15 protein-coding genes are annotated in these 13,080 nt (G+C 64.8%); 11 read left to right on the top strand and 4 right to left on the bottom strand.

Annotation, left to right across the window (positions count from 1 at the left end; translation table 11 throughout):
- Positions 1 to 4: 4 nt before the first annotated feature.
- Both AB8717_RS04725 and AB8717_RS04720 read right to left on the bottom strand, forming a co-directional pair.
- Positions 5 to 349, bottom strand: a complete 345-nt coding sequence (locus AB8717_RS04725; protein WP_443749877.1) for a hypothetical protein — start codon at positions 347 to 349, stop codon at positions 5 to 7.
- Positions 350 to 467: 118 nt separating this feature from the next.
- On the bottom strand, positions 468 to 656 hold the full coding sequence (locus AB8717_RS04720) for a hypothetical protein (RefSeq protein WP_443749876.1): 189 nt from the start codon (positions 654 to 656) through the stop codon (positions 468 to 470).
- A gap of 205 nt (positions 657 to 861) precedes the next feature.
- On the opposite strand from AB8717_RS04720, the gene AB8717_RS04715 reads away from it, so the two are divergent.
- Genes AB8717_RS04715 through AB8717_RS04690 form a run of 6 tightly spaced genes read left to right on the top strand, consistent with a single transcriptional unit; the run spans position 862 to position 4,664 of the window.
- Positions 862 to 1,803 carry a DUF6662 family protein gene (locus tag AB8717_RS04715; RefSeq protein WP_443749875.1) on the top strand — a complete coding sequence of 314 codons (942 nt, stop codon included), beginning with the start codon at positions 862 to 864 and terminating at the stop codon, positions 1,801 to 1,803.
- Entirely contained in the window at positions 1,803 to 2,330 is a 528-nt protein-coding gene (locus AB8717_RS04710) for an FMN-binding protein (protein WP_443749874.1), read from the top strand. The genes AB8717_RS04715 and AB8717_RS04710 overlap by 1 nt, the downstream gene beginning before the upstream one ends.
- Complete coding sequence (locus tag AB8717_RS04705; RefSeq protein WP_443749873.1) at positions 2,305 to 3,183, top strand: FAD:protein FMN transferase; 879 nt, start codon at positions 2,305 to 2,307, stop codon at positions 3,181 to 3,183. Before AB8717_RS04710 ends, AB8717_RS04705 begins: the two co-directional genes overlap by 26 nt.
- Positions 3,176 to 3,625 carry a hypothetical protein gene (locus AB8717_RS04700; RefSeq protein ID WP_443749872.1) on the top strand — a complete coding sequence of 150 codons (450 nt, stop codon included), beginning with the start codon at positions 3,176 to 3,178 and terminating at the stop codon, positions 3,623 to 3,625. Before AB8717_RS04705 ends, AB8717_RS04700 begins: the two co-directional genes overlap by 8 nt.
- 50 nt (positions 3,626 to 3,675) lie before the next feature.
- Complete coding sequence (locus AB8717_RS04695; protein WP_443749871.1) at positions 3,676 to 4,062, top strand: VOC family protein; 387 nt, start codon at positions 3,676 to 3,678, stop codon at positions 4,060 to 4,062.
- Positions 4,063 to 4,067: 5 nt separating this feature from the next.
- Positions 4,068 to 4,664, top strand: coding sequence for a DapH/DapD/GlmU-related protein (locus AB8717_RS04690; protein ID WP_443749870.1), 597 nt, complete (start codon positions 4,068 to 4,070; stop codon positions 4,662 to 4,664).
- 196 nt (positions 4,665 to 4,860) lie between these two features.
- Here AB8717_RS04690 and AB8717_RS04685 read toward each other — a convergent pair whose 3' ends face one another.
- Positions 4,861 to 5,283 (bottom strand): MAPEG family protein, encoded by a 423-nt coding sequence (locus AB8717_RS04685; RefSeq protein WP_443749869.1) that lies wholly within the window; start codon positions 5,281 to 5,283, stop codon positions 4,861 to 4,863.
- Positions 5,280 to 5,600: a CC_3452 family protein gene (locus AB8717_RS04680; RefSeq protein WP_443749868.1), complete on the bottom strand. Its 321-nt coding sequence runs from the start codon at positions 5,598 to 5,600 to the stop codon at positions 5,280 to 5,282. Before AB8717_RS04680 ends, AB8717_RS04685 begins: the two co-directional genes overlap by 4 nt.
- 78 nt (positions 5,601 to 5,678) lie before the next feature.
- Here AB8717_RS04680 and AB8717_RS04675 point away from each other — a divergent pair, with 78 nt between their 5' ends.
- The 5 genes from AB8717_RS04675 (at position 5,679) to fsa (ending at position 13,040) form a co-directional block, all read left to right on the top strand.
- The gene (locus AB8717_RS04675) at positions 5,679 to 6,305 is read left to right on the top strand and encodes a TetR/AcrR family transcriptional regulator (RefSeq protein WP_443749867.1); all 627 of its coding nucleotides are present in this window, start codon (positions 5,679 to 5,681) and stop codon (positions 6,303 to 6,305) included.
- A 96-nt stretch (positions 6,306 to 6,401) separates the two neighbouring features.
- The gene (locus AB8717_RS04670; RefSeq protein WP_443749866.1) at positions 6,402 to 9,242 is read left to right on the top strand and encodes a M16 family metallopeptidase; all 2,841 of its coding nucleotides are present in this window, start codon (positions 6,402 to 6,404) and stop codon (positions 9,240 to 9,242) included.
- Positions 9,243 to 9,602: 360 nt separating this feature from the next.
- A complete protein-coding gene (xylB, locus tag AB8717_RS04665; RefSeq protein ID WP_443749865.1) occupies positions 9,603 to 11,048 on the top strand; it encodes a xylulokinase in 1,446 nt (481 codons plus the stop codon).
- 28 nt (positions 11,049 to 11,076) lie between these two features.
- Positions 11,077 to 12,393, top strand: coding sequence for a xylose isomerase (xylA, locus tag AB8717_RS04660; RefSeq protein WP_443749864.1), 1,317 nt, complete (start codon positions 11,077 to 11,079; stop codon positions 12,391 to 12,393).
- Positions 12,387 to 13,040, top strand: a complete 654-nt coding sequence (gene fsa, locus AB8717_RS04655; RefSeq protein WP_443749863.1) for a fructose-6-phosphate aldolase — start codon at positions 12,387 to 12,389, stop codon at positions 13,038 to 13,040. Before xylA ends, fsa begins: the two co-directional genes overlap by 7 nt.
- The last annotated feature ends 40 nt before the right edge of the window (positions 13,041 to 13,080 follow it).

Here is a 13,080-nt window from a genome sequence, read left to right as displayed (position 1 = left end):
TTGCTCAGGCGTCGGAAAGCGCCTTGATGGCCAGCGCCCGGGCGCGCGGCAACGGATAATAGGCGACCGCGATAGAACTGACCCAGCCGCTGGTGTCGCGCAGGGCCACCGTCGTGATTTCGACCGGGCTGCCGTCCGAAAGCACCGCCTTGCAGATGCGGTAGTCGCGCTGGTTGTCGCGCTGCTCGTAGGTCACGCTCTGGGAGGTATAGATCGAATCGAGCCGGCCAAAGACCTTGCTGATCGCATCGCGGCCGCGCACCGGTTCCGCCAGGATATCGGACCGCAGTTCCGCGTCGTCCGCCAGTTCCGACAGAAAGACCGCTCCATCCGTTTCCAGCCTGCGCATAGATAACCTCCGGTTTTGTCGGGAAAGACTAAATCGTATTTGACGTTAGAAATCGATACGCGAAAGGGTAGTTGACAACAACCTTCGCGTTTCTGGCGAAAAGGCCGTCAAACCGTCTTCAGATCGCTTGGGCCCTTCGCGGCACGCCCTGCATCAGCAGGCTGGCCTCGACGCCGCAGGCCCACGCCTCACGCTCGACGAAGCGGGCGTCTATGCCCTTTTGCGCCAGGCTGCGCGCCACTTCGCGCAGCACGTCCGCCTGGAAGCGGAGCTGCGCCGCCTCCCGCCGGTATGGTTTTGCTGTCAATTTCAATGCCGACACTGGTTTCGCCCCGATCCTACGCGTTACAATGCTTAACAGAATGCGACGATCTGGTCACCGGAGAGTTAACGCAGCGTCACACAAATGTTGCGGCCGAACCACAAGGACTATTTTGCAAATAAGTCGCATTGACTTGGCGGTCCAAGGGCCCTAATGCGAATGAATATCATTCAAGTCCCTGGAATACGCAATGTCCCTTCGTGTCTCGGCCTGCCTGCTGCCCCTGGCTCTGGCCGCCGGTTTCTCTTCCGCCGCCCATGCCGACGAACCGCTTTTCGGCTACGTCTACACCACGGACCTGCTGCCCAAGGGCCAGAAGGAGCTGGAGCAATGGGTGACGCTGCGCGAGGGCCGCAGCGAAGGCGATTTTCACCTGTGGCAGACGCGGACGGAATATTCGGTCGGCATTACCGACCGCTTCCAGGTTTCGAGCTACATCAATCTGGCGGCGACCGACGTCAAGGCGAACACGCCCTCGGGCGACACCGTGCCGCCGGAAGTCTTCGCCGACTTCAACGCCGATCCGTCGGGCCGCTTCAAGGCGCAGCGCGTGGAAAGCGTGTCGGTCGAAGGCATCTACCGCTTCATGAGCCCCTACACCGACGCCTTCGGCCTGGCGGCCTATGTCGAACCCAGCATCGGCCCGCGTACGTACGAGCTGGAAACACGCGTCATCGCGCAGAAGAATTTCGACGACGACAAGCTGGTGCTGGCCGCCAACATGACGATCGGCCAGGAACTGCGCTACCTGCACGGCGACCCGTCGGCCGATCCGTCGAGCGACGATTTCAACGATCACTGGGACAAGGAAACCGACGTCAATTTCGGCTTCGCCGCCTCCTACCGCTTCGCGCCCAACTGGTATGGCGGCCTGGAGTTCCAGAACGAACACGAATGGGCGGGTTTCAACCCGTTCAAGGCCGCCAACCGCACCAATGTCGCGAACTATTTCGGCCCGACCCTGCATTATGGCGGCAAGGGCTATTTCATCACGGCCACCATCCTGAAGCAGATGCGCGGCGGCCGCGACTATGCCGATGACGCCGCCGACAGCCAGGTGGTCAACGGCATCAGCAATGCCGACGATTTCGAAAAGTACCGCTTCCGTCTCAAGGCCGGGTTCTATTTCTGATGAAAAGCGCCATCCGCTTCCTGCCGCTGGCCGCCCTGGCGGTCGCCCCGGCGGCCGCCCACGCCACCGTCTATTTCACCCTTGAACAGGCCCAGGCGCAGATGCTGCCCGGCCAGAAGCTGACGGCCGTCACGCTGGAGCTTACCGACGCCCAGGTCGCCGCCATCCAGAAGGACAGCGGCGAGGCGCCGGTCAACCGCCAGCTCCGCGCCTGGAAGGCCGGCGACGGCTCGTGGTTCATCCTCGACCAGGTCGTCGGTAAGCATGAATTCATCACCTACGCGGTCGCGATCGATCCAGGCGGCGGGGTCAAGGGTGTCGAGATCCTCGACTACCGCGAAACCTTCGGCGACCAGGTGCGCCAGGCCGCCTGGCGCGCCCAGTTCACCGGCAGGCACCACGGGCAGAGCCTGAAACTGGGCAAGGACATCCAGAACATTTCCGGCGCGACCCTGTCGTCCAAGCACATCACCGATGGCGTGCGCCGCCTGTTGTCGACCCATGCCCTCGTTCTCGGCAAGCTCTGACCCTGCCCTGATCGACCGCGCCCGTCCGCTACTGGGCACCATAGCCGGCATCCGGGCGGCGGCGCTGGCGCACCCCCTTGCGATAGACGACGCGTTCGCCGCCATCATCGAGGTGCAGACGGTAATGAGCGCCTTCGAGGCCGGCAGCGACCTTTCCCGGCTGCACGGCCTGCCCCACGGCCGGCCGATTTCGCTTCATCCCCTGACCGCGCGGGTCGTGGCCTTCGGGCTGGAGCTGGCGATGCGCAGCGGCGGCCTTTTCGACCTGGCGATGGGCGGCGAAGCGGCGGCGCGCGGCACCCTGCCCCAGCCCGTCCGCGCCTTTCATGCCCTGGGCGACGTCCAGGGCGCTTCGTGGCGCGATATCGACTTCGACGACGGCGACATCGTGCTCAGGCGCCCCCTGTGGCTCGACCTGTCCGGCATCGCCAAGGGCTTTGCCGTCGACCGCGCCACAGCCGTGCTGAAAGCCGCCGGCGTCACGCAAGGCACGGTCAATATCGGCGGCGACCTGGCCGTGTTCGGACCGAAGCCCGAGACCGTCCACCTGCGCGCCGAAGGCTCCGCCGTGGTGCCGGAACTGGAGATCGCCGACGCCGCCGTCGCCTCGTCCGGTGGGGCGCCCGGCCGCGTCGCCACCCGCCACGTCCGGGCCCGGGACCGCGCCATCGTCGATCCGGCCCGCTTCGCCGCCGTCATCGCGCCCGACGGCATGACGGCCGACGCCTTGACAAAGGTGGTCCTCACCGCCGAAGAGATCGACGCTGACCTTCTCCTGCACTACGGCGCGCGGGCCTTAAGCTGCGGAGCGGACGGCGAATGGCGGATTTTCGAAGGGGCGACGAATGGCTGAACCCAGCCTGTACAATTCCAATTCGGTCAGGCTGGGCAACGGGCGCAAGCTGGCCCTGCACGCCCTGTGGATCGGCCTGATCGCCTCGGGCGTCGTCTGGCTGGTGTTCCATTACTTCGTGCTGGTCAAGGGCGAGTTCGGCCCCGAACACAGCCCGTTTGAGCCGCTGACGCTGAAGGTGCATGGCGGCCTGGCCTTCCTGGCCCTGTGGTTCGGCGGCATGATGTGGGGCACGCACATGCTCAAGGCGTGGAGCCAGAAGCGCCGCCGCTGGACCGGCACCCTCCTTCTGCTGATCTTCGCGACGCTGATCGTCAGCGGCTACCTGCTCTACTATGCCGGCGACGAAGGCCTGCGGGCCAATGTGTCGCTGATCCACTGGATCGTGGGCCTGGGCATTCCCGTCCTCTATTTGCTGCACCGGCTGATAAAGCGGTTCTGATACCGCCATAAGTGCGCTATGCCCGGCGTCGAAGCACGGAGCTGCGCACCATGATCGATCACACCGGCGTCGGCGTTACCGACATCGAAAAGAGCAAGGCCTTCTACACCGCGGCGCTGGCCCCGATCGGCTATGCGCTGCTCATGGAATTTCCCGCGGCGGTGACCCGCAGCGCCGACGTGGCGGGCTATGGCGAAGGCGGCAAGCCCGATTTCTGGATCAGCAACGGCGGCGCCAACACGCCGCCGATCCATGTCGCCTTCCGCGTGGCGACACGCGCGGCGGTCGATGCCTTTTATGCCGCGGGCCTGGCGGCCGGCGGCACCGACAATGGCGCGCCCGGCATCCGCGCCCACTATCATCCCGACTATTACGGCGCCTTCGTGCGCGATCCCGACGGCCATAATATCGAAGCCGTCTGCCACGCGCCGGCCTGACCGCCATGATCACCGTCCGCGACCTGATCGACGCCCCCCTGCCCGCCATCGCCGGCCTTGCGCCGTGGGAGGCGACCATCCGCTCGGAAAACATCGTCGCCGAAGCCCTGGACACGCTGGGCGACGGTTATGCGGTCGCCGGCGGCGTAGCCATCCATGAAACGGCGACGGTCGAACCGGGAGCGATCCTGAAAGCCCCGTGCATCATCGGACCGAATTGCTTCATCGCCGCCTCGGCCTATCTGCGCGGCGGCGTCTGGCTGGAACGCGACGCCATCGTCGGCCCGTGCTGTGAACTGAAATCGACCTATATGCACGCGGGCGCCAAGACGGCGCACCTCAACTTCGTCGGGGATTCGGTCATCGGCCGGCGCTGCAATGTCGAGGCCGGTGCCATGGTCGCCAACTATCGCAACGAGCGCGACGACAAGCGCATCGTCATCGCGCATGACGGCAAACGCATCGACACGGGCGTCGACAAGTTCGGCGCGGTATTGGGCGACGGCACGCGCATCGGCGCCAATGCCGTCATCGCGCCGGGCGCCATTCTCATGCCGGGGACCATCGTGCGCCGGCTGGAGCTGGTCGACCAGGCCGGCTAATCCGTCCCCGTTACGAAAGCGGGACCGGAACCGGATCGAATCTTGATCGTCCTTACGCGACACTTCCATTAACTAAGTAACATGGAGTGAAGCCAATGTTCGATTTTGCCCCCGACCTCGCGCAATGCATCGCCCTGGGTTCGATGGCCGGCCTGACCTTCGTCATGTGGGCCAGCTCGTTCGAAGAGCCCGAAGACTAAAGGCTAATCAAAAGCCCGCGCACGATCAGCACGCCCAGCACGATCCACGACGCGGAAAAGACGGCGAAGCGCACCGTCACGCGGTTGAATGTCGCCTGCACCGCCGAATGGATATAGCGCAGGCCGACATAGGCCCAGGCCAGCCCGGCATCGAAGACATCGGCGCGCCCCATCACGGCCAGGGCCAGCGCCACGGCATAGAAGGCCGTCGGCGCTTCGGCCAGGTTGTTGTAGTTTTTGGCGGCGTTGCGCGCCCAGGCCGGCAGGCTGTCGAGCGCGCCGGGTTTCAGCGTCGCCTGCGCGCTCATCTTCGCCTTGACCATGGCCGGGATGCGCGTCGCATAAAGCGCCCCCGCCATGATCAGGTGCAGAAACGCCAGGGCGAAGACCGCCGCCAGCAGCGACTGCGCCGCCGTCATTTTGCAGCCGCCGTGTTGCAGATCGACAGTTCGGCCGCGCTCAGCGTCTTGCCGCGCCAGTAGAAGGCCGTGACCGGCCCGATGGCCGCCACCACATGCTTGCAGCTGCGCATGGCCGGCATGCCGTCGACCAGGGCCGACTGGCAGCCGGTGCCGGCGCAGACCCAGTGCGCGCCATCGATAATATAGTCGGCCTTTGCCGCCGGCGCGGCCAGGGTCAGGCTTGCGCCCTCGTCCGCGTCACCGGCCATGGCCGGAAAAGATGCCGTTGAAAAACAAAGCACTGCCGCCACGATAGCGAGGGTTCGCACCGTCATTTTCAATCTCCCGAACTGCCCTATAGCATTTTGTACTGAATGGCATAATATAGACCCGAGTCAAGGATTTTGTGCAAAATGGTACAAAAAGAGCAAGCGAAGCCGCGCGGCCGGCCCCGGCAATTCGACCGCGAAACGGCGCTGGGCGCCATGCGCGAAGTCTTCTGGAACAAGGGATATGCCGCCACGTCGCTCGACGACCTGTGCGAGGCGTCGGGGCTGAACCGGCCGAGCCTGTACAACGCCTTCGGCGACAAGGGGCAGGTCTTCCTGGGCGTACTCGACGCCTATGTCGCCGCCGTGCGCCCGCGCTACGAAGCCGCCTTCCGGGCGCCGGGCACCCTGCGCCAGGTGATCAAGGGCATCTTCCGCACCGCCGCCGAAATCTACCGCGTCATGGACCAGGAGGGCGGGCGCGGCTGCCTGCTGATCGGCGCCGCCCTGACCGACGCCACCCGCGACCCCCAGGTGGGCGAGGCCATCCTGACCCAGCTCCAGGACATGGAAAAGGGCTTCCAGTGGCTGTTCGCCAAGGCGAAGGCGGACGGCGAACTGCCGGCTCACGCCGATCCGAAGGCCCTGGCCAAGCTGGCATCGAGCGTGCACACCGCGCTGTCGGTGCGCATGCGGGCCGGCGAGCCGCCTGAATCCCTTCGCGGCTATGTCGAAGCCATGATCGACATCATCTGTCCGGCGGCGGCCTGAAATATTTCAAACTGGTTTCAATCCGGGCTTGTATGGCCCCGTCTGTCCCGGCATCTTCCGTCCCGCATAATAAGACGAGTTCGAGGGGGAAGAACCATGCACATCCGTAACCTGTTCCTGTCCGCGTGCGTGCTGACGACGGCGCTGACCGCCCTGCCCGCTGCCAGCCATCCCATGCCGGCCGTCACCTTCGCGCAGGAACATTCGGCGCTTAAGGCCGATGCCGCCCAGCTCTATGGCCGGCTGCCCAACGGCATGACCTATGTCATCCAGAAAAATACGACGCCGCCGGGCACGGCCTATGTCCTGCTGCGCATCCGCGCCGGCTCGATGATGGAGACCGACGCGCAGAAGGGGCTGGCGCACTTCGTCGAGCACATGGCGTTCGAGGGCACCACGCATATCGGCCACGGCGAGCTTAAGCCGATGCTGGAACGCAACGGCTTCGCCTTCGGGGCCGACGCCAACGCCTACACCACGGCCTCGACCACGACCTATGTGCTGAACGCCCCGCGCAGCGACGACAAGACGCTGGGCCAGGCCCTTTTCATCCTGCGCGAAGTCGCCGGCAATATGATCATCGCACCCGCAGACGTCGATAGCGAGCGCGGTGTGATCCTGTCGGAAGAACGCGTGCGCGAAAATGCGTACAAGCACCGCGACACCGCCTTCGGAAAATTCCTCTATCCCGGCCTGCGCATGGCCGACTATTCCGATCCGATCGGTTCGACCGACGTCATCAAGGCGGCGCCGGCGGACGAGCTCAAGCGCTTCTACAAGACCTGGTACCGGCCGGAACTGGCGACCCTGGTCATCGTCGGCGACTTCGATCCCGCCGCGATGGAAAAGCAGATCAAGGCGAAATTCTCGGACTGGAAGGCGGCGACGCCCACGCCGGAAGAGCCCGACTGGGGCGCCTATGCCGCCAAGGGGCCGCGCGTTTTCGACTATGCGGCGAAGGGGCTGAACCGCGAAGTCGCCGCGACCTGGATCCGGCCGCTGGAAACCCGGCCGGACGGACTGGACCGCGAAATCGAAACCGCCCAGGACGCCCTGCTGGCCACCCTGCTCAACCGCCGCTTCCAGGCCCTGCAGGTGTCGGGCGAAGCGCAGTTCGCCTCGGCGTCTTTAAGCTTTTACGAAAACTACAAGACCAGCCGCAACATCGTGCTCAGCGTCATCCCCAAGCCCGGCAAGGCGAAGGACGCCTTCGCCCAGACCTGGGGCGTCTTCCATACCTTCGCCGAACACGGCGTGACCAGGGATGAGGCAGCGCTGGTCCAGTCGCTGGTCCCCGAACTGCGCAGCAATGTCGAAAAAAGCTATTCGACGCGCGACAACAGCGCCATCGCCGGCTCGATCCTCAACGATATCGACACGGACAGCGTGCTGCTGGGCCTGGCCGATTCGCTGAAGACGATCGACCAGATCCCCGCGGCGCTGACGCAGGACCGGCTGAACGCCCGCCTGAAGACCCTGTTTTCCGCCGACGGCCCGGTCTTCGCCGACTATGGCGATGACATTGCGGATTTCCCGCCACAGGCCGTCATGGCCGAATTCACCCGCATTTCGGGCACGACGACCGAGGCCTATGCCGAAACCGTACGCAAGGACTGGCCCTATACGAACTTCGGCACGCCGGTCCAGCCCGCCACGCACAGCGTCGACAAGGATTTCGGCTTCGGCCATTACGTCTTCCCGAACGGCGTCGTGCTCAATATCAAGCCGAACAGGTACGCCGCCAACACCATCCTGGTCCAGGTCGACTTCGCCGGCGGCGCGCGCCGCTTCGACCCGAAGACGCCGCGCCCCATGCCGCTGCTCTTTTCCGACTTCTTCATCGCCGGAGGGCTGGGCAAGCTCGACATCACCGAGATCCAGCGCAGCCTGGCGGGCAAGACGGTCAACATCAACTACCTGATGACTTCACGGCACACCTCGATCGGCGGAGCGACGACGCCCGGCGACCTCGACACCGAGTTACAGGTCCTGATGGCCTACGCCACCGACCCGGCCCTGCGCGGCCAGAACTACGCCCAGTTCCAGGCCTATACGCCGGAACGGCTGCGCACCCAGCGCTCGACGCCCGGCGGCGTGATGAACTACGAACTGAGCAGCGTCCTGCATCCCGGCGACTGGCGCTACGACATCCATACCCAGGGCAAGGCGCCGTCGATCGCCTGGGAAGACGTCGCTTCGCTCTTCCGCGACAGCCTGAAGGATACGCCCATCACCGTCACCGTCGTCGGCGATGTCGACGAAGCAAAGGCCGTCGCGGCGACGGCCGCCACCTTCGCCACCCTGCCGCAACGTCCGGCCGAGGCGCCGTTCGCGCCCGGCTCGAACAGCTCGACCTTCCCGCCGGCGCAACGCGAATTCGTCTTCACGCACGACGGCCGCGCCGACCAGAATATCAGCGCCGTCCTGTGGCCGACGACCGACTTCTATGCCGACGTCGGCGCGGCGCGCGGCCTGTATATCCTGGCGGGTGTGGTGCAGAACCGCATGTTCGACGAACTGCGCGAGAAGGAAGGGGCCGACTATTCGCCGGGCGCCTTCAGCTCCATGGACAACGATTTTACGGGCTTCGGCTTCTTCGAGATCACGGCGACGATCAAGGCGGAAAACGACGGGGCCTTCCGCGCCGCCGTGACCAGGATCCTGGCGGACATCAAGGCCCATCCGCCGACGCGCGACGAGATCGAGCGCGTGCGCGCCCCGATGCTGCAAGGCAATGCCAAGGCGCGGCTGACCGACGACTACTGGTTTGCCCTGATGGTCGACCAGGCGTCCGACCCGCGCGCCCGGACGACCTATCTCAACCTCGACGATTCGCTGAAGGCCGTCGACGGCAAGCGCCTGAGCGAACTGGCGGCGAAGTGGCTGAAGGACGACACGGCGATCCATGTCACGGTGAAGCCCTCGGCGGCGAAGTAACGCAAGACCGAACCCGGAATTAGTAACAGGCGCCAAATCAGAACCTCCTCTGGAAACAGGGGAGGTTCTGATTTTGTGCGAACACCCCCGCACCTTCGGCTTCAGAGGTTTGATCCAGTACTATTTCCGAAAATTGCTTTATTTAATCACCATATTTTAGCACTTGACAACCGGGACAAGGAATGGCCCTTATAGGCCATGTTAGCGCTACCAAGACGCTGGCACATAAAATCAGTACGTCTACAGCCACAGTATTACGTCCGCTTTTACAAATACCCATAACGCGCCGAAAGCTTTCGGCGTCCACGGACGCGTGCGCCCGCACGTCCGAAAGACTATTCAGGGCGGGAGGAACTTATAATGTACTTGGGTATCGATGTCGGAACATCGGGCATCAAGGCCGTCATCATCGATGACAAGGGCGAAGTCGTAGCCGAGTCGCGGGCTGGCCTGACCGTTTCGCACCCCCATCCCCTGTGGTCGGAACAGGACCCGTCGGACTGGTGGTCGGCGACCAACAGCGCGGTCAGCCAGCTCGATGCCGCAGCACGGTCGAAGGTCCGCGCCATCGGCCTGTCGGGCCAGATGCACGGCGCTGTCCTGCTCAACAAGGCGCGCAAGGTCATCCGCCCGGCCATCCTGTGGAACGACGGAAGAAGCGGCGCCGAGTGCGACGAACTGCTGCGCCGCGAGCCGCGCGCCCACGAACTGACCGGCAACCTGATCATGCCGGGCTTCACCGCCCCCAAGCTTCTGTGGGTCAAGGGCAATGAACCCAAGGCGTGGGACGAGACAGACGTGGTCCTGCTGCCCAAGGACTATATCCGCCTGCGCATGACGGGCGAAACCGCCACCGACCTGTCGGACGCGTCGGGCACCCTGTGGGTCGACGTCGCCGAGCGCAAGTGGTCGGAGCCGATGCTCAAGGCCTGCGACCTGACCACCGACAACATGCCGTGGCTCAACGAAGGCACGGCGCCGACCGGCATCCTGCGCGATGAACTGGCCGAAGCCTGGGGCATGGCGCGCGTGCCGGTCTGCGCCGGCGGCGGCGACAACGCGGCCGGCGCCGTCGGTGTCGGCGTCATCCACGACGGCGACGCGCTTCTGTCGCTCGGCACATCGGGCGTACTCTTCGCCGCCACGAAGGACTTCCGCCCCAATGTCGCGGGCACGGTCCACGCCTTCTGCCACGCCCTGCCCGGCCTGTGGCATCAGATGTCGGTCATGCTGAACTGCGCCTCGTGCATCGACTGGGTCGTCGCCCTGACCAACGCCCCGTCCGTGGCGGGCGTGCTGACGGCGCTGGAACAATCCGGCCGCACCGATACGCCGGAACTATTCCTGCCCTATCTGACGGGGGAGCGCACCCCGCACAACAATCCCCACGCCAAGGGCGTCTTCTTCGGACTTACCGCCTCGACCGATCCGCTGGCCCTGGCGCTGTCGACCCTGCAAGGCGTGGCCCTGGCCCTGGCCGACGGCATGGACGTGCTGACCGACGCCGGTACGCGCTTCGACGCCATCACCGTCATCGGCGGCGGCTCGCGCTCGGCCTACTGGGGCCGGATCCTGGCGTCCGCCCTCAACAAGCCGCTGATCTATCGTTCCGGCGCCGACCTCGGCCCGTCCTACGGCGCCGCCCGCCTGGCGCGTCTGTCGATCGGCGACGGCGATATCGACACGGTCTGCGTCGCCCCGCCGATCACCGGCGTCGTCGAGCCCGACCGCGCCCTGTCCGACCAGCTTTCCGCCAAGCGTCCCGCCTTCAAGGCCCTGTATCAGAGCCTGAAACCCCTTTTCTAAATAGATCTAAAAAAAGTTGAGGAAGAACATGCCTACCTATTTCGACAGCATCCCGCCCATCAAGCACGAAGGCACGGCTTCGAATAATCCGCTGGCCTTCAAGTATTACGACCCCAGGAAGGTCGTGCTGGGCAAGACCATGGCCGAGCATCTGCGCATCGCCGTCTGCTATTGGCACACCTTTGCCTGGCCGGGGAACGACATCTTCGGCGCCGGCACCTTCGACCGTCCCTGGAAGCCCGGCACGCCGATGACGCAGGCCATGGCGGAAGACCGCGCCGCCAACGCCTTCGCCTTCTTCGAACGTCTGGGTACGCCCTTCTACTGCTTCCACGACGTCGACGCCATGGCCGACGCGCTGACGCCATCGGCGTACAAGGCCAGCCTGGCCCGCATCGCCGATGTGCTGGCCGCGCATCAGGAACGCAGCGGCGTCAAGCTGTTGTGGGGCACGGCCAACCTGTTCTCGCATCCGCGCTACATGGCCGGCGGCGCCACCAACCCGGATCCCGAAGTGGTCGCCTGGGCCTCGCTGCAGGTCCGCGAAATGCTGGAAACGACGCATAAGCTCGGCGGCTCGAACTACGTGCTGTGGGGCGGCCGCGAAGGCTACGACACCATCCTCAACACCAATCTGAAGCAGGAGCTGGACCAGCTCGGCCGCTTCCTCAACATGGTCGTCGAGCACAAGCACAAGATCGGCTTTGGCGGCACCATCCTGATCGAGCCCAAGCCGCACGAGCCGACCAAGCACCAGTACGACCGCGACACCGCGACCGTCTTCGGCTTCCTGAAGAATTACGGCCTGGAAAACGAGGTCAAGGTCAATATCGAAGCCAACCATGCAACGCTTGCCGGCAACAGCTTCGAGCACGAAATCGCCACTGCCGTCGCGCTGGGCATCATGGGCTCGATCGACATCAACCGCGGCGACGCGCAGAACGGCTGGGACACCGACCAGTTCCCCAACAACGTCATGGAAATCACCCAGGCGATCTACGAGCTGCTGCGCGGCGGCGGGTTCACCACGGGCGGCTTCAACTTCGACTCGAAGGTCCGCCGCCAGTCGATCGACGCCGAGGACCTGTTCTATGCCCATGTCGGCGGCATCGATGTGCTGGCGCGCGGCCTGCTGGGCGCCGCCAAGCTGATCGAGGGCGGCGAACTCCAGGGCTTCGTCGACCAGCGCTATGCCGGCTGGAAGTCGGGCATGGGTGAAAAGATGCTGGCGGGAAGCGCGTCGCTTGCCGACATGGCCGACTATGCCGTCAACAACGACGTCATGCCGGTGCGCAAGTCGGGCCGCCAGGAATACCTCGAAAACCTCGTGACCAACGCATGCTGATCTTTGCCGACACGGCCGAAATCGACGCGCTCAGGGAGATTGCCTCCCTGGGCGTGCTCGACGGCGTCACCACCAACCCGACCCTGATCGCCCGCAGCGGCCGTAACTTCGTCGAAGTCGTCGCCGAGATCTGCGCGCTGTGCCCCGGCCCGATCAGCGCCGAAGTCGTGGCGCTCGACTCTGACACCATGATCACCGAAGGCCGCAAGCTGGCGAAGATCGCCGACAATGTCGTCGTGAAAGTGCCGCTGACCGGCGAAGGCCTCAAGGCCACCAAGGTGTTGAGCGGCGACGGCATCGCGACCAATGTTACCCTCTGCTTCTCGGTCAACCAGGCCATGCTGGCCGCCAAGGCGGGCGCGACCTATGTCTCGCCCTTTATCGGGCGGCTGGACGATTACGGGGCCGACGGCGTCGACCTGATCGCGCGCATCCGCGCCGTCTACGACCTCTACGACTTCGACACGCAGATCCTGGCCGCCAGCATCCGCAATCCCGCCCACGTCGAACAGGCGCTGCTGGCCGGCGCCGACTGCGGCACCATGCCGCCCTCGGTCATCAAGGCGCTTTATGAGCACCCGCTGACCGCCAAGGGCCTCAACGATTTCATGAACGACTGGAAGAAGACCGGCCAGTCGATCCTGTAAAGCCATCCGCCTCCTCCAGGACGGATCAACTCCAAGGCGG

It is taken from the genome of Asticcacaulis solisilvae (assembly GCF_052327315.1).
Lineage (GTDB): Bacteria > Pseudomonadota > Alphaproteobacteria > Caulobacterales > Caulobacteraceae > Asticcacaulis > Asticcacaulis solisilvae_B.
Note: the sequence above shows the minus strand (reverse complement) of the source record. Positions and strands in the feature narration are given on the sequence as shown.

Coding starts and splice junctions, on each gene's coding strand:
- AB8717_RS04670 (WP_443749866.1), top strand. CDS start 6,402: ATGCACATCCGTAACCTGTTCCTGTCCGCGTGCGTGCTGACGACGGCG.
- AB8717_RS04705 (WP_443749873.1), top strand. CDS start 2,305: ATGCCCTCGTTCTCGGCAAGCTCTGACCCTGCCCTGATCGACCGCGCC.
- AB8717_RS04715 (WP_443749875.1), top strand. CDS start 862: ATGTCCCTTCGTGTCTCGGCCTGCCTGCTGCCCCTGGCTCTGGCCGCC.
- AB8717_RS04710 (WP_443749874.1), top strand. CDS start 1,803: ATGAAAAGCGCCATCCGCTTCCTGCCGCTGGCCGCCCTGGCGGTCGCC.
- AB8717_RS04695 (WP_443749871.1), top strand. CDS start 3,676: ATGATCGATCACACCGGCGTCGGCGTTACCGACATCGAAAAGAGCAAG.
- xylB (WP_443749865.1), top strand. CDS start 9,603: ATGTACTTGGGTATCGATGTCGGAACATCGGGCATCAAGGCCGTCATC.
- AB8717_RS04725 (WP_443749877.1), bottom strand. CDS start 349: ATGCGCAGGCTGGAAACGGATGGAGCGGTCTTTCTGTCGGAACTGGCG.
- AB8717_RS04690 (WP_443749870.1), top strand. CDS start 4,068: ATGATCACCGTCCGCGACCTGATCGACGCCCCCCTGCCCGCCATCGCC.
- AB8717_RS04685 (WP_443749869.1), bottom strand. CDS start 5,283: ATGACGGCGGCGCAGTCGCTGCTGGCGGCGGTCTTCGCCCTGGCGTTT.
- AB8717_RS04675 (WP_443749867.1), top strand. CDS start 5,679: ATGGTACAAAAAGAGCAAGCGAAGCCGCGCGGCCGGCCCCGGCAATTC.
- AB8717_RS04700 (WP_443749872.1), top strand. CDS start 3,176: ATGGCTGAACCCAGCCTGTACAATTCCAATTCGGTCAGGCTGGGCAAC.
- fsa (WP_443749863.1), top strand. CDS start 12,387: ATGCTGATCTTTGCCGACACGGCCGAAATCGACGCGCTCAGGGAGATT.
- xylA (WP_443749864.1), top strand. CDS start 11,077: ATGCCTACCTATTTCGACAGCATCCCGCCCATCAAGCACGAAGGCACG.
- AB8717_RS04680 (WP_443749868.1), bottom strand. CDS start 5,600: ATGACGGTGCGAACCCTCGCTATCGTGGCGGCAGTGCTTTGTTTTTCA.